Origin of the sequence: Roseateles sp. (assembly GCF_019237615.1) — a bacterium.
GTDB lineage: Bacteria > Pseudomonadota > Gammaproteobacteria > Burkholderiales > Burkholderiaceae_C > Pelomonas.
In genome coordinates this window covers 30,799-48,962 of sequence record NZ_JAFAGT010000021.1, presented here as the reverse complement: position 1 = coordinate 48,962, position 18,164 = coordinate 30,799, and the positions used below count along the sequence as shown (strand labels likewise).

The 18,164-nt window shown below is 71.7% G+C and carries 12 protein-coding genes; 4 read left to right on the top strand and 8 right to left on the bottom strand.

What is annotated here, in order from left to right:
* Window positions 1–6: 6 nt before the first annotated feature.
* Both rrtA and glnE read right to left on the bottom strand, forming a co-directional pair.
* Window positions 7–570 (bottom strand): rhombosortase, encoded by a 564-nt coding sequence (rrtA, locus tag JOY88_RS04000; RefSeq protein ID WP_293500546.1) that lies wholly within the window; start codon window positions 568–570, stop codon window positions 7–9.
* On the bottom strand, window positions 549–3,269 hold the full coding sequence (gene glnE, locus JOY88_RS03995) for a bifunctional [glutamate--ammonia ligase]-adenylyl-L-tyrosine phosphorylase/[glutamate--ammonia-ligase] adenylyltransferase (RefSeq protein ID WP_293500544.1): 2,721 nt from the start codon (window positions 3,267–3,269) through the stop codon (window positions 549–551). Before glnE ends, rrtA begins: the two co-directional genes overlap by 22 nt.
* Before the next feature lie 52 nt (window positions 3,270–3,321).
* Here glnE and JOY88_RS03990 point away from each other — a divergent pair, with 52 nt between their 5' ends.
* Window positions 3,322–7,371 (top strand): YhdP family protein, encoded by a 4,050-nt coding sequence (locus tag JOY88_RS03990; protein ID WP_293500543.1) that lies wholly within the window; start codon window positions 3,322–3,324, stop codon window positions 7,369–7,371.
* Between the two features lie 13 nt (window positions 7,372–7,384).
* Here the strand turns inward: JOY88_RS03990 and JOY88_RS03985 are convergent, their stop codons facing one another.
* Genes JOY88_RS03985 through JOY88_RS03965 form a run of 5 tightly spaced genes read right to left on the bottom strand, consistent with a single transcriptional unit; the run spans window position 7,385 to window position 11,948 of the window.
* Entirely contained in the window at window positions 7,385–7,792 is a 408-nt protein-coding gene (locus JOY88_RS03985; protein ID WP_293500542.1) for a cupin domain-containing protein, read from the bottom strand.
* Between the two features lie 11 nt (window positions 7,793–7,803).
* Window positions 7,804–8,568 carry a LytR/AlgR family response regulator transcription factor gene (locus JOY88_RS03980; protein WP_293500541.1) on the bottom strand — a complete coding sequence of 255 codons (765 nt, stop codon included), beginning with the start codon at window positions 8,566–8,568 and terminating at the stop codon, window positions 7,804–7,806.
* Complete coding sequence (locus JOY88_RS03975; RefSeq protein WP_293500540.1) at window positions 8,555–9,580, bottom strand: hypothetical protein; 1,026 nt, start codon at window positions 9,578–9,580, stop codon at window positions 8,555–8,557. Before JOY88_RS03975 ends, JOY88_RS03980 begins: the two co-directional genes overlap by 14 nt.
* Complete coding sequence (locus tag JOY88_RS03970; protein WP_293500539.1) at window positions 9,577–10,647, bottom strand: sensor histidine kinase; 1,071 nt, start codon at window positions 10,645–10,647, stop codon at window positions 9,577–9,579. Before JOY88_RS03970 ends, JOY88_RS03975 begins: the two co-directional genes overlap by 4 nt.
* A gap of 5 nt (window positions 10,648–10,652) precedes the next feature.
* Window positions 10,653–11,948 (bottom strand): vanadium-dependent haloperoxidase, encoded by a 1,296-nt coding sequence (locus JOY88_RS03965; RefSeq protein ID WP_293500538.1) that lies wholly within the window; start codon window positions 11,946–11,948, stop codon window positions 10,653–10,655.
* A gap of 188 nt (window positions 11,949–12,136) precedes the next feature.
* Here JOY88_RS03965 and JOY88_RS03960 point away from each other — a divergent pair, with 188 nt between their 5' ends.
* The 3 genes from JOY88_RS03960 to JOY88_RS03950 all read left to right on the top strand — a co-directional run bounded on the left by JOY88_RS03960 (window position 12,137) and on the right by JOY88_RS03950 (window position 17,560).
* Window positions 12,137–12,934: a carbon-nitrogen hydrolase family protein gene (locus JOY88_RS03960; protein ID WP_293500537.1), complete on the top strand. Its 798-nt coding sequence runs from the start codon at window positions 12,137–12,139 to the stop codon at window positions 12,932–12,934.
* Window positions 12,935–13,010: 76 nt separating this feature from the next.
* Complete coding sequence (locus tag JOY88_RS03955; RefSeq protein ID WP_293500536.1) at window positions 13,011–16,304, top strand: S41 family peptidase; 3,294 nt, start codon at window positions 13,011–13,013, stop codon at window positions 16,302–16,304.
* The gene (locus JOY88_RS03950) at window positions 16,301–17,560 is read left to right on the top strand and encodes an MFS transporter (protein WP_293500534.1); all 1,260 of its coding nucleotides are present in this window, start codon (window positions 16,301–16,303) and stop codon (window positions 17,558–17,560) included. The genes JOY88_RS03955 and JOY88_RS03950 overlap by 4 nt, the downstream gene beginning before the upstream one ends.
* On the opposite strand, the gene JOY88_RS03945 is transcribed toward JOY88_RS03950, so the two are convergent.
* Complete coding sequence (locus JOY88_RS03945) at window positions 17,544–18,098, bottom strand: hypothetical protein (RefSeq protein WP_293500532.1); 555 nt, start codon at window positions 18,096–18,098, stop codon at window positions 17,544–17,546. The two genes, JOY88_RS03950 and JOY88_RS03945, sit on opposite strands and share 17 nt — an antisense overlap.
* Between the last annotated feature and the right edge of the window lie 66 nt (window positions 18,099–18,164).

Here is an 18,164-nt window from a genome sequence, read left to right as displayed (position 1 = left end):
CTATCTCTATCTGTCGGAGCGGCGCATTGTCAGGCCCCAGGCGAGGGCGCCGGCCAGCGCACCCGTGAGATGGGCCAGCGGCGCGACGGGGAAGTCGAACCCGGGCGTGGCGCGCAGCGGCGGGCCCAGCGGCGCCTCCAGCGCCAGCTTGGCGACCAGGCCGAGCGCGATGCCGGCACCGACTCGCCGCTCCCTCCCCGGCCGCGCCAGCAGCGCCAGCGCCGCGATGGCGGCCAGCGCATGCAGCTCGCCGGAGAGGCCGGCGTAGCGCGCCAGCTCCGGGCGCAGCAGCAGGCCCAGCTGCGTCAGCGGCAGCGCCAGCAGCCCGGCCAGGGCCTCGCGCGGGCCCAGCGCGGCGCGCCAGCCCAGCAGCGCCAGCACCGCGCAGCCGGCGAGGTTGGCCGCAAGGTGCAGCGGCGTCCAGTGGACGAAGGCGGCGCTGACTGCCCGCCAGGGTTGCGCCGCGGCCAGCGCCGGCTGCCAGTCCAGCGCGTCGCGCGGCAGCGGCCAGGCCAGCAGCGACAGCGTGGCCAGCGCCGCGCACAGCGTCAGCCAAACACGGCTCGCCATAGCGCCCGCACGGCGTCGCGGTGCACAGCCAGCGGCACGGCGGCCGCGGCATCCAGCGCGGTGGACTGCTCGTCCAGCCGCGCCTTGTGCTGCACGCGGCGCAGCTCGCGGTAGGCATTCGCGGCCCCTACGCCTACGCCGGCCGGCAGCAGGCCCACGGCCTCGCAGCGCTGCAGCAGCGCGATGTTGCCGAGGTTGTCCAGCAGCCCGGGGTGGACGGCCGCCTGCGTCAGCACCAGCGTCTGCAGCGCGAACTCGGCGTCCATCATGCCGCCCTCGCTGTGCTTGACGTCGAACAGATCGTCCCTGACCGGGCGTGCCGCGCGCACCTTCTCGCGCATGGCTTGCACCTCGCGCTTGAGCGCCTGGGCGTCGCGCGGCGCCGTCAGCACCTGGCGGCGCACGCTCTCGCAGCGCGCGGCCAGCTCGGCATTGCCGGCGCAGAAGCGCGCCCGCGTGATGGCCTGGTGCTCCCAGGTCCAGGCGGTGTTGCTGCCGCGGCCGGTCTGGTAGGCCTCGAAGTGGGCCAGCGACGTGACCAGCAGCCCGGAGTTGCCGTTGGGCCGCAGCGCCGTGTCGATGTCGAACAGCTCGCCGGCCGCCGTGCGCAGCGTCAGCCAGGTGATGAGGCGGCGCACAAAGGCGCCGTAGATCTCGCTGGCGTTCTCGTCCGCATCGTCGAAGACGAACACCACGTCCAGGTCGCCGCCATAGCCCAGCTCCTTGCCGCCCAGCTTGCCGTAGGCGATGACGGCAAGGCGGGGCTCTTCGCGATGGGCCTTGCCGAAGCGGGCCCAGGCCCATTGGATGGCGATCTGCAGCACCGCGTCGGCCAGCGAGGACAGGTCGTCGGCCACCTGCTCGACGGTGATGCGACCCTCGACATCGCGCACCAGCGTGCGGAAAACCTCGGCATGGTGGGCGCGGCGAAGTGTGTCCAGCAGGGCCTCCTCGTCGGCCTCGCCGCTGCGTGCCCAGCCCTGCTCGCGGTCCAGCAGGTCGTCGATGAAGGCCTGGCGGTCAAAGCGGGCAGTCAAGAGCAGCGGGTCGGCCAGCTCGTCGATGACGCCCGGGTGCTGCATCAGATAGCGCATGGGCCAGCGCGCCAGGCCCAGGAGGCGCAGCAGGCGCTGCTGCACGGCGGGGCGTTCGACGAGCAGGGCGAGATAGCTCTCGCGGCGCAGCAGCGGGCCCACCCAATCGACGAAGCGCAGCGCCGCGTCCAGCGAGCATTCCTCGGCCGTCACGGCCTGGGCGGCGCGGTGGAAGAGCTTGGCCAGGCGCTGGCGCGACTCCTCGCGCAGGCCTTGCACGCGTGGCGTGTCGGCCAGCGCGCGCACGGCCGCGGCCAGCGGCGCGGGCAGGCCTTGCAGAAAGTCCTCGCCGTCCACGGCCGGCTTGGGGCCACTGCACTGGCCGTTCCTGCAAGCGCCCGGGGGTTTGCCGCCCTCGTGCAGCAGCGCGTCGAATTCGGTCGCGACCAGCTCGCGCACCTCGCCCAGCTGCTCGAACAGCTCGCAGGCATCCCTCGAACATTTCAGGCCCAGGGATGCGGCGATCCAGGCCAGGTCGGCATCGCCCTGCGGCAGGCAATGCGTCTGCTGGTCGTCCAGGAACTGGATGCGGTGCTCGACACGGCGCAGGAAGACGTAGGCCTCGCGGAGCTTCTGCGCGGTCTCCGCCTTCATCAGCCCGCCGGCGGCCAGCTGGGTCAGCGCCTTGACGGTGGAGCGGGTGCGGATCTCGGGGAACTGGCCGCCGCGCACCACCTGCAGCAGTTGCACGATGAACTCGATCTCGCGTATGCCCCCGCGCGATAGCTTGACGTCGTTGGCGCGCTCGGGCCGGCCTGCCGCGCGGGCCTTGGCCTCGCTGCGGATCTTGCCGTGCAGCTGGCGCAAGCCCTCGAAGACTCCGTAGTCCAGATAGCGGCGGTAGACGAAGGGCGTGACGAGGTTGCGCAGAGCCAGCGTGCGTGCGTCACCCGGCGCGCCGGGGCCGCTGAGCGGCGCGACGACGCGGCTCTTCAGCCAGGCGAAGCGCTCCCATTCGCGGCCCTGCACGAAGAAATACTCCTCCAGCATGCCCAGGCTGACGACCGGTGGGCCGCTCTTGCCGTTGGGGCGCAGCGCCAGGTCGACGCGGAAGACCTGGCCGTCGTCGGTCACGTCGCCGATCAGCGCGTAGAGGCGCTTGGCGACGGCCGAGAAGTACTCATGGGCCGAAGTGGGCCGCGGTCCCTGCGTGGCGCCCTCGTCCTCGTAGACGTAGATGAGGTCGATGTCCGACGACACGTTCAGCTCGCGCGCGCCCAGCTTGCCCATGCCCAGTACCCAGAAGGCGATGTCGCCGCCGTCGGCGTTGCGCGGCGGCCCGTGGATCTCGTCCAGTTCGGTGCGCGCAGCGGCCAGCGCGCGGTCCAGCGTGACCTCGGCCAGGTGGGTCATGGCCAGCGTGACATCGGCCACGCTGGCGCCCTGTTCGATGTCCAGGACCGCCAGACGCTCAAGCACCAGGTGACGGGCCACGCGCAGCGCAGCGGCCAGAGGCCGCTGCGCGAGCATGGTCTCGATCAGCGCCGAGATGACGGCCCGGTCGGGCAGGCCGGGGGGCAGCAACGCCAGTTCCGCCGCATAGCGGCGGCGCACGCGCTGGACGTAGCGGCTGTGCTCAGCAAAAACGGGAAACAGTGCGCTCATGACCCTGTGCTAGATTGCCTGCCGGCCGGTTCTTCACGTGCCCCCAGACAACGTGTTTGACTTCTTTTCGGCCGTCCTCCACCACTGCAATCGTGCTGCGCGCCGGCCCTTGAGCCTGTGCGGGAAAGCCCTGCGTGGGCTGCTGCTGGTCCTGGCCCTGGCCGGGGTGCTGGTGGTGGTGGCTTGGTCCGTGTTGCACTGGGCCATTCTCCCGCACGCCAATGACTGGCGCCCCTGGCTGGAAAAGGAAGCCTCAAAGGCGCTGGGGGTAGAGCTGCGCATAGGCCGCATCACGGTCGAGTCCGGCGGCTGGATGCCGCGCATGGAACTGGGCGACGTGCAGGTGCTGGACGCCGCCGGCCGGCCGGCCCTGCGTCTGCCGCGCATCGCGGCCGTGCTGTCGGTGCAGTCGCTGGTGGTACTGGAGCCGCGCTTCTCGCAGCTGCTGGTCGACGCGCCCGAGCTGGTCATACGCCGCGATGCGCAGGGCCGCATCTTCGTTGCCGGCCTAGGCCTGCTGGACGCCGAGCGCAGCGACGCCTCGGCCACCGAGGCCGGGCTGGACTGGCTGTTCAGCCAGCCCGAACTGGCCATCGTGCGCGGCCGCGTGCGCTGGATCGACGAGCGGCGCGCCGGCGCACCGGCGCTGGAGCTGTCCGAGCTGAACTTCATCATGCGCAACGGCCTGCGCCGCCATCAGTTGCGCCTGGACGCGACGCCGCCCGCCGACTGGGGCCGGCGCTTCACGCTGCGTGGCCAGTTCACGCAGAACGTGCTGAAGCGGCCGTCCGAGCTCCAGCATTGGAGCGGCCAGCTCTACGCCGAGCTGCCACGTGCCGACCTCAGCCAGCTGCGCCGCCATGTGAACCTGCCCTTCCAGCTCAGCGAGGGCGACGGCGCGGTGCGCGCCTGGGGCCAGATCAAGGACGGCCAGCCGGTCGCGGCAACGCTGGACCTGGCGCTGCGCTCGGTGCGGCTGAAGCTGCTGGAGTCCGCCCCCGAGCTGAACCTGGATCATATCGAGGGCAGGCTGGACCTGGCCCGTGCCAGCGATCGCCTGAGCCTGCAGGCCCGTCAGCTCGGCTTTGTCAGCGGCGACGGCGTGGTCTGGCCGCGCTCGGACTGGGGCGTCGCGCTGCAGCTGGGTCCGGGCGACGAAGTGCTGGGCGGCGAGGTCAATGCCCAGCGCCTGGACTTCGCGCTGATGGCCCAGATCGCCCAGCGACTGCCGCTGGGCGAGCGCGCCCACCAGCTGCTGGCCGAGCTTGAGCCGCGCGGCGTGCTGACGGCCCTGTCCGGCCAGTGGCAGGGTGCGCTGGACGCGCCACGCAGCTACCGCGTCAAGGCCCAGCTCGACGGCCTGGCGCTGGCGGCCAAGCCGGCTGAACAGCCCGACCATCTCGGCCGCCCCGGCCTGCGGGGTGCCAGCCTGGCGCTGGAGGCCAGCGAGCGCGGCGGCTCGGCCCGGCTGGCCCTGCGCGACGGCGAGGTCGAGCTGCCGGGACTGTTCGAGGACCCGCGCCTGCCCATCACTCGGCTGTCCACGCAAATGAGCTGGCAGCTGCCGCCGCCCGCCAAGGCCGGCGGCAAGGGCGCCGGCGACGTCGAGCTGAGGCTGCGCGACCTGCAGCTGCAGACGCCCGACCTGAGCGGCGAGTTCGACCTCGCCTGGCGGCGGCCAGCCGGGGCAAAGAACGACACATCGTCGCCGGGCTTCCTGGACCTGAGCGGCCATGTGCAGCGTGTGGAGGCCACGCGCGTGGCCCGCTACATCCCGCAGAGCCTGCCGGCCACGCGCAGCTATTTACAGCGCGCGCTGCTGGCTGGCGAGGCGCGCAACGTCAGCGTCAGGCTCAAGGGCGAGCTGGCGGACTTCCCCTTCGACGCCCCCAGATCCAGCGGGGTCTTCCGCGTAGCCACCCAGGCCCAGGGCGTCACGCTGGCCTATGTGCCGCCCAGCGACGTCGGCACCAACTGGCCGGCGATGGAGAACGTCGACGCCGAACTCGTCTTCGAGCGTGCCGGCATGTTCATCAAGGGCGGCCGCGCCAAGGTGCTGGACTACGAGCTGAGCGGCGTCAACGGCGGCATCCAGGATCTGCACCATGGCCGCGTGCTGCAGCTGGATGGCGCGGGCAAGGGTGCCGGCGCCGACCTGCTGCGCTTCGTGCGCGGCTCGCCGCTGGACGAATGGCTGGGCCACGCGCTGAGCGCGACCACGGCCCAGGGCCAGGTCGGCCTCAAGCTGGGCATAGGCATTCCGCTGGACGACACCAACCAGACGATGCTGAAGGGCCAGTTGCAGCTGGGCGGCGTCGACCTCAAGCTGCGCCCCGAGCTGCCGGCGCTGGCCGGCGTGCGCGGCCGCATCGACTTCGACCGCCGCGGCCTGCAGCTGGCCGGCGTGACGGCCCGCCTGCTGGGCGGCGACGCCGGCATCGAGGGGGGCACGCAGCGCGACGGCGGCCTGCGCTTTGCCGTGCAGGGCCAGGCCACCGCCGACGGCCTGCGCCATGCCACGGAGCTGGGTGCCGTGGCCCGCCTGGCCCAGGCTGCCAGCGGCCAGGCGGCCTATCGCTTCCAGCTCGCGATTCCTGCGGGCGGGCAGAGCGAGCTCAGCGTCACCAGCAGCTTGCAGGGCCTGGCGCTGGACCTGCCGGCACCGGCGCGCAAGGAGGCCGAGGCCCAGCTGCCGTTGCGCCTGCTGATGACGCCCACCGCCGCGGGCCGTGACGAGATCCGCATCGAGGTCGGCGCCGGCGCGGCGCCGCTGCTGCAGGCCCAACTGCAACGAGACGTGTCGGCGGCGAGTTCGCAGGTGCTGCGCGGCGCGCTGGCCGTGCAGGACAAACTGCCCGCGCTGCCGGCCAGCGGCGTGCTTCTGCAGGTCAATGTTGCGGCGCTGGATCTGGACGCCTGGCAGCAGCGCCTGGGTGCGCTGGCCGGCGGCCATGGCGGCGCCGGCGACGATGCGGGCCTGCTGCCCAGCCAGATCGCGCTGCGCAGCCAGGCGCTCAAGGTCGGCGGCCGTCAGCTGGGCCGGGTGGCCGCGCAGGTCGCGCGCGACGGTGCCAACTGGCGCATCAACGTCGATGCCGAGCAGATCGCCGGTCGCATCGAGCTGAAGGGCGTGCGGGGCAGCCAGATCGACGCCGTACAGGCGCGGCTGGCGCGGCTGTCACTGCCGCGCCAGGAGGCCGACTCGGTCAGTGAACTCATAGACCCGGGCAAGGCCGACGCGGCCGGCGGCCCGCTGCCGTCGCTGGACATCGAGGTCGACGATTTCGAGCTGCGCGGCAAGCACATGGGCCGCCTCGAGGTGCTGGCCCAGGCGCCGGCCGCCGCGCGCGACTGGAAGCTGGAGAAGCTGCAGATCCAGTCGCCCGAGGCGACGCTGCACGCCAGCGGCCTGTGGGCCGCGGTGACGGGCGGCGAGAGCGCCGCCCGGCGCCGCACCCAGCTCGACTGGAAGCTCGACATCGCCGACGGCGGCAAGCTGCTGGAGCGCCTGGGCCAGGGCCAGGTGCTGCGCGGCGGCAAGGGCCATATGGCCGGCCAGGTCGGCTGGGACGGCTCGCCGCTGGCGCCCCATTACGCCAGCATGGCCGGTGCGCTCAACATCCAGCTCGACACCGGCACCTTCCTGAAGGCCGAACCCGGCGTCGGCCGGCTGCTGGGGGTGCTCAGCCTGCAGTCGCTGCCGCGCCGGCTGCTGCTGGACTTCCGCGACGTCTTTGCCGAGGGCTTCACCTTCGACGGCGTGACCGGCGACGTGAAGATCGCCGCCGGTGTGGCCCGCAGCGACAACATCCGCATCCGCGGCCTGCAGGCGGCCGTGCTGGTCGATGGCAGCACCGACCTCGCGGCCGAGACGCAGAAGCTGCGCGTCGTCGTCGTGCCCGAGGTGTCGGCCGGCGGGGCGTCGCTGGCCTATGCGGCCATCAATCCGGCCGTCGCATTGGGCGCCTTCCTGGCCCAGCTCATCCTCAGCCGACCGGTGGCCGCGGCCAACACGCGCGAGTTCCTCATCACCGGCACCTGGAACGATCCCAAGGTGGAGAAGGTCGAGGGCCCGGCCGCCAAGGCCGCCAGCGCGCCTTAGGGTCTGTTGCCAGCTAGGCCTTGCGGCTGGGCTGCGTGTCCTTCAGCTCGATCATGTAGGCCCTGGCGTCGGCGCCACCGAGGTTCTCGACAGAGTGCCTGACCGCCTCTTCCCAGAACACGTCTCCCGCCTTGTTCTCGGCCACGAGGGTCTTGCCGTCAGGCAGGCGGATGCGCGCCTTGATCGGCGTCAGCGCGATGTTCAGATGGGCCGGATGCGAGTGCACGCCCTGGCCGCAGATGCCCAGGCCGGGCCGGCTCGTGAACAGCAGCACGCGCAGGCGCTTGTTCTCGAACAGCACGGCATAGCCGCGTGGGTCGGCGCGCACCGGGTCCTGCGCGAGCGCGCCGGCCGGCACGCCTAGGGCCGACAGCAGTGCCAGCGCATGGCGGCGGCCGAGGGGGCCGTGGGATGGCTTCATGGCGTTCTTTCCTACATCTGCCGGAACAGCGATTGGTACTGCGTCGAGACCGGCAGCGTCTCGGCGCGTCCCTTCAGGCGCAGCTGCATGTTGCCGCGCCCGTCGCGGCGCACATGGTCGATGGCATGCACGTTGACGATGGCCGAGCGGTGCACCTGCCAGAAGCTCGTCGGGTCGAGCTCGTCGCCGAGCTCCTTGAGCGTCTTGCGGATCACCGCCTCGCCCTGCGCGGTGACGACCAGCGTGCACTTGGTGTCGGCGCGGAAGTACAACACCTCGTCGACCGTGATGATCTGCACCGCCCGGCCATGCGAGGCATTGATCCACTGCAGGTGGGCGCGCGGCCCCGTGGGCGCCTGGGCGGCGAGCTGCTGCAGCGCCCGCTCCAGCGCCGCGGGCGTGGCGGTGATGCGGGACTTCAGGCGCTCGACCGTCACCGCCAGCCGCGCCGGCGACAGCGGCTTGAGCACGTAGTCGACGCCGCCGGCCTCGAAGGCCGCGATCGCATGCTGGTCGTAGGCGCTGAGGAAGGCGACGTGGCAGCGGCCAGCGACGCGCTGCGCGACGTCCAGCCCGGACAGCACCGGCATGCGGATGTCGAGAAAGGCGACGTCCGGCCGGTGCTCGTCGATGGCCAGCAGCGCCTGCGCGCCGTCGCATGCCTGCGCGGCGATCCGCAGCTGCGGCCACAGGGCGGCGAGGCTGCGGCGCAACTCGTCGGCGAGCAGGGGCTCGTCCTCGGCGATGACGGCGGTCGGGGGCTTAGCGTGATCCATGCGGCAGCTCGAGATGGACGAGGGTGAGGCCGGCCTCCCGGCGCAGCGTTGCCGCCGCGCCGTACAGTGCCGCCAGGGCCCGGCCGGCCTGCCGCAGCCCCGCCTCGTCGGGGCCAGGCGGCGCGCGCAGCGTCAGCGTCAGGGCGCGAGCGCCGGCCGGGCGGGCGACGACGGCGAGAGGGCCGGCGTTCTGACCCGCAGCCAGCGCGCCGCCGAGCAGCGGCAGCAGCACGCCCGGCGGGAAGGCCAGCAACCGCAGCGGCGCGGCGACGTCGATCTCCAGCGCGACGTCGCGGCCGGTGGCCAGCGCGTGCATGCGCACGCAGGCCGCCGCCAGTGCCAGTTCGCGGCCCAGCGTCGACGCGCCGCCGTCCAGGCTGGGCACGGCCGCGCGCAGGTACAGCACCAGGGCGTCGAACAGCGCGTCCGCGCGCCCGGCGTCGCTGCCGTAGAGGCGCTCGATGGCGTCCAGCGCCTTGAAGAACTGCTGGGCATCGATGCGCGCCTGCATCGCGCGCAGCTGGGCGTCGACCGCCTCGCGGCGTGCCGAGAGCTGCGCTTGCTGCACGCGCCGCAGCCGTTCGACGGAGGCCGCGTGGCGCGTCCAGGCCTCGCGCGACCAGACCATGAAGGCCGCGATCAGCGCCGCGGTCCAGGCACCCAGCAGCCGGGTGTTGCCGGTCTCGCCGAGCAGGCCCAGCCGCACCGCCGGCGGGTCGACCCAGGCGCACAGCCCGGCGGCCACGGCCATGCCGACCGGGGCCGCGATGCAGAACTGCCCGGGAACGCCGGGCCGCGCGAGGTGCCGGTCGGCAAGACGCAGCGCGGCGACCTGCGCCAGCACGATGGCGGCCCAGTTGAGCGGCTGCAGCAGCGAGAACAGCAGCAGCTCGGGCGAGACCCGTTCCGCGACGAGCCAGGCACCGGGCAGGAACAGCACCGCCGTGGCGCCGACGGCCGCAGCGGCCAGCAGCAGGTCGTCTCGCAGCGACGGCGGCCGGCGCCCGTTCATGCGCCCTCCATGGGCACGACGAGGGTGGCCTCGACGCCTGGCGCGCATTCGGCCAGCAGCAGCCGCGCGCGCGTGCCGAAGCTGGCCTGCAGCTGGCGGCGCACATTGGCCAGGCCGACGCCGCTGCCGCCGATCTGGGCGGCGCCGAAGCCGACACCGTCGTCGCGCACGCGGATGGACAGCCAGCCCTGCGCGGTGCTGGCCGTCACGTCGACGCGGCCGCCGGCGGCCGAGGGCTCGATGCCGTGGCGGATCGCGTTCTCCACCAGCGTCAGCACCACCATGGCCGGGAAGACCAGGGCCGCGCAGCCCGAGCCGTCGTGCACGCGGTAGGCCAGCCGCGCGGGCATGCGCATGGCGACGAGCATCAGATAGGCACGCACGAGGTCCAGCTCGTCGGCCAGCGTCGCGTCGTCGCGGCGCACGCGCGGCAAGGCGGCGCGCAGGTAGCGCTGCAGGCTGCGCATGACGGGCGCGGCCTGGTCGGGGTCGGTGCGGTACAGCTGGCGCATGTTGGCCAGCGTGTTGAACAGGAAATGCGGTTCGATCTGCGCCTTCAGCAGCTGCAGCCGCATGCGCCGCGACTCGCGCTCGAGCGCGTCGGCGGACTGCCGCGAATCGGACTCTCGGGCTTCCATTTCGCGAGCGCGCTGCCACAGCGTCTGCACGCCGACGATGTAGATCGGCACGATGGCCAGCCGGCCGGCGAGGGCGGCGCAGAGCGAGAGATCGGGAACCGCGGCCAGCCGGCTGCGCCACAGTGCGTTGGCCAGCATGAAGGCCCAGCTGACGAGGTAGAGCGCCAGCGCCATCCAGGCCAGCCGCGTCCAGCGCCCGGCACGGGTGCAGGTCGCATCGACGCCGAGGTAGGCGCCGTACAGCAGCAGTGCCAGCAGCGTCAGCTCCAGCAGGTAGTCCAGCCAGGCCTGCGCGATGTCCGCAGGCGTCCAGAACTCGAAGAGCAGGCTCTGCAGCAGCATCTGAGTCGACAGGTAGAACGCCGAGAAGGCCAGTAGCGCGAGGGACCGCCGGTGCCGCAGCCAGCCCTCGCGCAGGCGTTCCGGCATGGTGTTCATCGTGACTGGAAGCGCCGGTTCGACGTCCAGGCGGCGACGCCGCGACCGAGGACGGCGCCGTCGACCAGGGCGCTGCGGAAATGCATGCCGCCGGCGATGCGCGCCGTCGTGACGTCGGTGAGGAGGGCCTCGACGTCGGCATAGTGCTGAGTGCTGGCGCTGGCCTTGCTGTCGAAGTCGTAGCTGACCCGGGCCGTGCCGAAGTGAAGGCGCAGCGCCTGGGCCACCGCAGCCGCCACGCAGGCATGGGCGGCCGGGTACTCCGGGTGCGGCGGCGTGGGCAGCAAGGGCGTCCAGGCGGCGTCGGCGGCGGTGGCGTCGTTGCCGTCGGTGTCGCCGAGGTTGATGGCGCTGAAGGGGCGCCACGCGAGGAAGTGGTACTTGGCCTCGAAGCAGGCAATGGTCGCGTCCGCATGCGTGACCCACAGCAGCGCGCCCAGGCGGGCCTGCTCCGCCAGCGGGCGCTCCGTCATCACGAAGCGGCGCAGATTGCGCGGCCAGAAGGCGGAGGGCGGCTCGCTATGAAAGCGGGCGGCGGTGGCCTGCTCGGCGCTGCGCGACGTGCTCGCGCTGCCGCCGAGGGCGCGGGTCTCGGCGTAGTCGGCCGCGTACTGCGCGCTGACCAGTGCCGGCGCGCCCGCCGGGCGGAACTGGGCCGCGGCGTCCAGCGCGAACGGCCGGATGAAGGGGTAGGAACGGCCCACCAGGGCGGGGCCGCGGAACTGGCCCGGGCCGGTGCCGGCGACGAATGGGGCCAGCGGCGTCATGCGGCCGTCGTTGGCGCGTGCGGCCAGCACGCCGGCGGCCACCTCGGCGCCCAGCGCCAGCCCCTGCTGCTTGGCGTCGCCGTCCGGCAGCGCGGCGAGCTGGGCGTCGTAGACCGGCTGGTAGAAGGCAGCCCGGCTCGGGAACAAGCCCCTGAGAACGCCATAGGCCGCCGCGGCGATGGCGGCCTCCGGCGAGGCGCCGTCGGCGCGCGCCCGGGGCGTCACGTAGAAGGGCTGGTGGCCGCCGGCGATCGCGACGGCGGCGTCATACATGGCCACGTGGACGCTGGCCAGGTCGACGGCGTACACCGATTGCATCTCCTCCGGGGTGCCGGCAGCGGCATTCGGCTGGTTCACGGTGGTGGTCGCCGCCTCGTTCCAGGCCGAGACGGCGTTGGGCGTTCCGGCGCCTATGACCACCGGCTCGGCCTCCACCCCGGCAGAACCACCGCAGCCGGCCGCAATCGACATCATGCAGAACAGCATCCAGACCATGGGATTCATCGTCACGAAAGATCGCTTCATCGCAGCCGTCCATGAGCGCGGATGCAGCGCGAGGGGTCGCGCGCTTGAAGGCACCGCGGCGCCACTGTGCGGAGCCAGGGCGGCGGCTGGAACGGACTTGCGATGAACGGCGTGAGGTGGGGGATGAGTATTGCGTCCGGCCGATGAATACACATCCGCTGACGAGAGGGTGAACTAGCATCGGGACCATGAAGATCGCAGCCGTCCAGATGGTCTCCGGCCCCGATGTGGCCGCCAACCTCGCCGCCGCCCGCCGCCTGCTGGAGGACGCCGCCCGCCGCGGCGCCGAGCTGGCGGCCCTGCCCGAGTACTTCTGCCTGATGGGGCTGCAGGACGGCGACAAGCTGGCCCTGGCCGAGGCGGAGGGCAGCGGCCCCATCCAGGCCATGCTGGCCGCGGCGGCGCGCGACCTGGGCCTGTGGATCATCGGCGGCACGCTGCCCATCAGGTCGGCTACGGCCGAGCGCGTGCGCAATTCGACGCTGGTGTTCTCGCCAGCCGGCGAGCGCGTCGCGCGCTACGACAAGATCCACCTCTTCGCCTTCGACAACGGCCGCGAGAGCTATGACGAGGGCCGCGTGCTGGAGCCAGGCAGCCAGCCGACCGCCTTCGAGGCCGGCGGCCTGCGCGTGGGCCTGTCGGTCTGCTACGACCTGCGCTTCCCCGAGCTCTACCGCAGCTATGCCGGCTGCCACCTGCTGGCCGTGCCGGCCGCCTTCACCTACACGACCGGCCAGGCCCATTGGGAGCTGCTGCTGCGTGCCCGCGCGGTCGAGAATCAGTGCTATGTCGTCGCACCCGCCCAGGGCGGCCAGCATGCCAACGGCCGCCGCACCTGGGGCCACAGCATGGTTGTCGACCCCTGGGGCCAGGTGCTCAGCGTGCTGGCGGAGGGCGAGGGCGTCGTCGTCGCCGAGGTGGACCCGGCACGCCTGACCCAGGTGCGCCAGCAGTTGCCGGCGCTGGCCCATCGCAAGCTGGGGTAATCCACGGGCGGTGACTTTCCGCGCTGCGAAGCGAGACTCCTAGACTCGCTGGCCTCAGCCTCATTTCCGCCCTGCCATGCGTTTCAAACTCGCGGGCGCCGCCCTGGCGCTGTCGACCGCTCTCTGCGCTTTCGCCGCCGCCCCGCTGGGCCCCGTGACGCAGCCGCTGTGGTTGCGCCAGTCCAGCATCTCTCCGGACGGCAGGCAGATCGCCTTCACCTTCGAGGGCAACCTCTACGTGGTGCCCGCCGTGGGCGGCACGGCGCGGCTGCTGGTGGCCAACGGCAACCATGTCACGGCGCCGGTCTGGTCGCCCGACGGCAGGCTGCTGGCCTATGCGGCCGACGTCTACGGCAACAACGACGTCTTCCTCGTTGCCGCCGAGGGCGGGCCGTCGCGGCGGCTGACGACGCATTCGGCGTCCGAGACGCCCATCGCCTTCACCCCGGATGGCCAGGCGGTGCTGTTCTCGGCCGCGCGCCAGGACGCACGCACCAGCATGGCCTTCCCGTCGCCGGCCCTGGGCGAGCTCTACCGGGTCGGCATCGACGGCGGCCGCCGGCCCGAGCAGGTCTTCAGCGAGCCGGCCCTGGCCGGGCGCTACAACAAGGCCGGCAGCCAGCTCGTCTACGAGGACTGGAAGGGCTATGAGAACAACTTCCGCAAGCACCATGTCTCGCCGGTGGCGCGCGACCTCTGGCTGTGGGACGCCAGGAGCGGCCAGCACCGCAAGCTGACCGCCACCGGCGGCGAGAACCGCAACCCGGTCTGGTCGCCAGACGAGAAGTCGGTCTACTACCTCAGCGAGAAGAGCGGTTCCTTCAATGTCTGGAAGATGCCGCTGGAGCGCCCGGAGGCGGCGCGGCAGATCACCCGCTTCACGAAGAACCCGGTGCGCTTCCTGTCCGTCGCGGACGACGGCACGCTGAGCTTCGGCTACGACGGCGAGCTCTACACGATGGCCGGCGACGAGGCCGCGCCGCAGAAGGTCGGCGTCGGCATCGCGGCCGACGCGCTGGCGCCGCGTGTCGAGAACCTCAAGCTGTCCGAGGGCGCCACCGACATGGCCGTCAGTCCCGACGGCAGCGAGGTCGCCGTCGTCGTGCGTGGCCAGGTCTTCGTCGCATCGAGCGAGTTCGGCAACACGCGCCGCATCACCGACGGCCCGGGCCAGAAGCGCTCGGTCAGCTTCAGTCCCGACGGCCGCAAGCTGCTCTACGCCTGCGAGCAGAACGGTCGGTGGAGCCTGTGCGAGGCGGCGATCGTCGGCGACAAGAAGGCCGTGCCTGGCTTCTTCAACGCGCCGCGCGTGACGACCCAGGTGCTGCTGCAGAACGCCCACCAGAACTTCCAGCCACGCTACTCGCCGGACGGCAAGCAGGTGGCCTATCTTCAGGACCGCGCGGCGCTGCATGTGCTGGATGTCGCCAGCGGCAAGACGCGCCAGGTGCTGTCCAGCGACTTCAACTACTCCTACGAGGACGGCGACCAGTGGTTCGACTGGGCGCCCGACGGCAAGAGCCTGCTGGTGCAGTTCGTGGACCGCAACCGCTGGGGCCAGGAGGTGGGCGTGGTGCCGGCCGACGGCAGCGGCAAGCTGGTCAACCTGACTCACAGCGGCTATGAGGACGTGCGCCCGCTGTTCGCGCGCCAGGGCCAGATGATGATCTGGACCTCCGACCGCCATGGCCTGCACGGCAATGGCGGCGGCGCGCGCAACGACGCCGACGTCTACGCGATGTTCCTGACCCGCGCTGCCTTCGACCGCTACCGGCTCGACAAGGCCGAGTATGCCCAGCTGAAGAAGCGCGAGGAGGACGAGAAGAAGGACGACAAGAAGGACGGGGGCAGGAAGGACGCCAAGCAGGAAGAGCCGAAGCCCGAGCCGCCCAAGCCTGTCGTCGTCGAGCTCGAGGGCCTGGAGAACCGCACGGCGCGCCTGACCACGGTGTCGGGCGACATCAAGGACTACGCGATGACGCCGGACGGCGAGCAGCTGTTCTACGTCGTCAAGACCGAGGAAGGGCATGAGCTGTGGCAGGTGCGCCTGCGAGAGAAGGAGGGCCGCCGCCTGGCCTCCCTGCCCGGCGGCCGCATCGAGGCGGTCAGCCTGGCGCTGGACGCCAAGGGCTCGACGGGGTTCGTCATGACCGGCGGCAAGGTGCAGAAGTTCAAGCTGCCCGGTGACGACGGCAAGGGCGACGTGAAGACCGAGGCGCTCAAGTTCACGGCCGAGCTGCGCATCGATCACACGGCCGAGCGCGCGCAGATGTTCGACCATGTCTGGCGCCAGACCTACGAGAAGCTCTATGTCAGCGACATGGGCGGCGTTGACTGGGCTGGCTACCGCGAGGTCTACGAACGCCAGCTGCCCTTCGTGGCCGACGGCGTCGATTTCGCCGAGCTGCTGAGCGAGATGCTGGGCGAGCTCAACGTCTCGCACACCGGCGGCAGCTATCGCCCCGCGCCGCGCGGCGACGCGACGGCGGCCCTGGGCCTGTTCTACGAGCCGGCCCACCAGGGCGCGGGCGTCAAGGTGGGCGAGGTCATCGAGGGTGGCCCGCTGGACACGGCCACCGCCAGACTCAAGGCCGGCATGATCATCGAGTCCATCGACGGCGAGGCCATCGCGGCCGGCGCCGAGTTCGATTCCATGCTCAACCTGAAGGCCGGCAAGCAGGTCGTGCTGGAGGTGCTGGACCCGGCCAGCGGCAAGCGCTTCGAGCAGGCGCTCAAGGCCATCAGCCAGGGCGCCGAGCGCGAGCTGCTCTACAAGCGTTGGGTGCGCCAGGAACGAGCGTTGGTGGACAAGCTCTCCGGCGGCCGCCTGGGCTACGTGCATGTGCGCGGCATGGACGACGCGAGCTACCGCCAGACCTATGGCGAGGCGCTGGGCCGTGCCAGCGGCAAGGAAGCCCTCATCGTCGACACCCGCTTCAACGGCGGCGGCAACCTGCACGATGAGCTGGCCACGCTGCTGTCCGGCAAGAAGTACCTGGAGTTCCTGCCGCGTGGCCAGAGCCTGGGCTGGGAGCCGGTCGGCAAATGGGTCAAGCCTTCGGTCGTGCTGATCAGCGAGAGCAACTATTCCGACGCCCACCTGTTCCCGTGGACCTACAAGCATCTCGGCATCGGCAAGCTCATCGGCATGCCGGTGGCCGGTACCGGCACCGCCGTCTGGTGGGAGACGCTGCAGGACGGCGCCACCGTCTTCGGCATCCCGCAGGTGGGCTTCCGCGCGCAGAACGGCGAGTTCATGGAGCGCGCCCTGATCACGCCGGACCTCCTTGTGCCCAATGACAAGGCCAGGCTGGACGCCGGCGAGGACCAGCAACTGGAAGCGGCCGTGAAGTCGCTGCTCGGCAAGTGAGCGCCGTGCAACCGCCCCGGGCCACGGCCTGGATCGTCGGCTTGCTGGTGGCGATCTCGCTGTTCGGCAACTTCTACGTCTACGACTCCATCGGCCCCGTGGCCGATCTGCTGCAGCAGCAGCGCGGCTTCGCCGACACGCAGATCGCGTTGCTGAACGCGATCTACAGCCTGCCCAACGTCGTCCTCATCCTCGTCGGCGGCGTGCTGGTGGACCGCTTCGGCGCGGCGCGCATGACGTTGATCACGGCCGGCATCTGCGCGCTCGGCGCGGCGCTGACGGCCTTCAGCCCGGACTTCGCCGGCATGGCCGCGGGCCGGCTGCTGTTCGGCATTGGCGCCGAGACCTTCAACATCGCGACGCTGGCCGCCGTGGCCGACTACTTCGGTGGCCGCAGCCTCGCGCTCGCGATGGGCGTGGAGCTGGCCGTGGGCCGCATGGGCTCCTACGGCGCCGACATGTCGCCGACCTGGTTCGCCGCCGCCTATGCCCAGGGCTGGCAGCCGCCGCTGGTCATCGCCGCCGCGATCGCGGCCCTGGCCTTCGCGGCGGCCCTTGCCTATTGGTGGGTGGACCGCGGCCCGCGTCGCGCCGGCCTGTTGCCCACCGGCAAGTCGGCGGAGCAGTTCGCCTGGCGCGACCTGCTGCATTTCGGCCGCGCCTACTGGTATCTGCTGGCGCTGTGCGTGCTGTGGTACTCGGTCATCCTGGCCTTCCGCAGCACCTTCTCGATCAAGTATTTCCAGCACGCCCATGGACTGGACCTGGCCGCTGCCGGGGAGATGAACAGCTATGTCTTCCTCGCCGCCGTGTTCGCGACACCAGTCTTCGGCTGGATGTGCGACCGCCTGCGCCGCTACGCGCCCTTCCTCGCCTTCGGCGCGCTGCTGCTGCCGGTGGCGCTGGCCGTGCTGGCACTGACGGATTGGAGCCTGTGGGTGCCGACGGCGCTGATCGGCATCAGCTACTCCCTCGTGCCGGCTGTCATGTGGCCGCTGACGAGCAAGCTGGTCGCTCCCCATCGCTTCGGCACGGCCATCGGGCTGATGTGGGTGGTGCAGAACGCAGGCATCAGCGGCGCGAACATGGCGGCCGGCTGGCTCAACGATCAGGCCGGCGCGGGCGCGGCCAACCCGGCGGGCTACGACGCCATGATGTGGTTCTTCGGCCTAACCAGCGTGGCGGGCTTCGTCTTCTCGCTGTTGCTGTGGTGGGCCGCCGGGCGTCGCCGGCACGAGGTCAGGGGCGCAGCGTGACGAGGTCGCGCAGCAGCATCTCGATGTTGGCGCGCAGCGCGCGCTCGTTGGCGATGCGCAGCCGCTCGTTGGGCGACACGAGGGCTTCGCTGAAACGGGCCTCGTCGCTGCTGGCGATGCGGCGCTGGTAGATCGTCTTGCCGTCCGTTTTGTCGACCAGCGTGTAGCGCACGGCGACGCCGACCGACACGCCGGCGACCGGCAGCACGGGTTGGTCCAGCTGCAGCAGTTCGGCCTGCAGCTCGAAGCGTGGCGCGGTCTCGGGCGAGGGCGGCTTCATGCCGACGGCATACAGGGAGTCGTCCAGCGCCAGCTGCAGCGCCACGGCGCTGACCTTGGAGCCCCACCAGCGCCCGGTCTCCTGGCCGCCCGTCACCGCGGCGAGGGCGACCTGCGCCTTCAGCGCCTGCGGCACCCAGCCTCGGATCTGCAGTGCGCCCGCGGCCGTGACAGCCATGGGCAACGGCTGGCTGGGCGTGCCGCAGCCGGCCAGCAGCGAGGCCAGCAGAGCGGCGGTGAAGAGGGCGGGGTGGCGCATGGCTGGGCCGATGCTAGGCCCGCGCCGCCGCGGTGGTGTCCGCAAAAGCGGGTGTCGCAGGGGCTT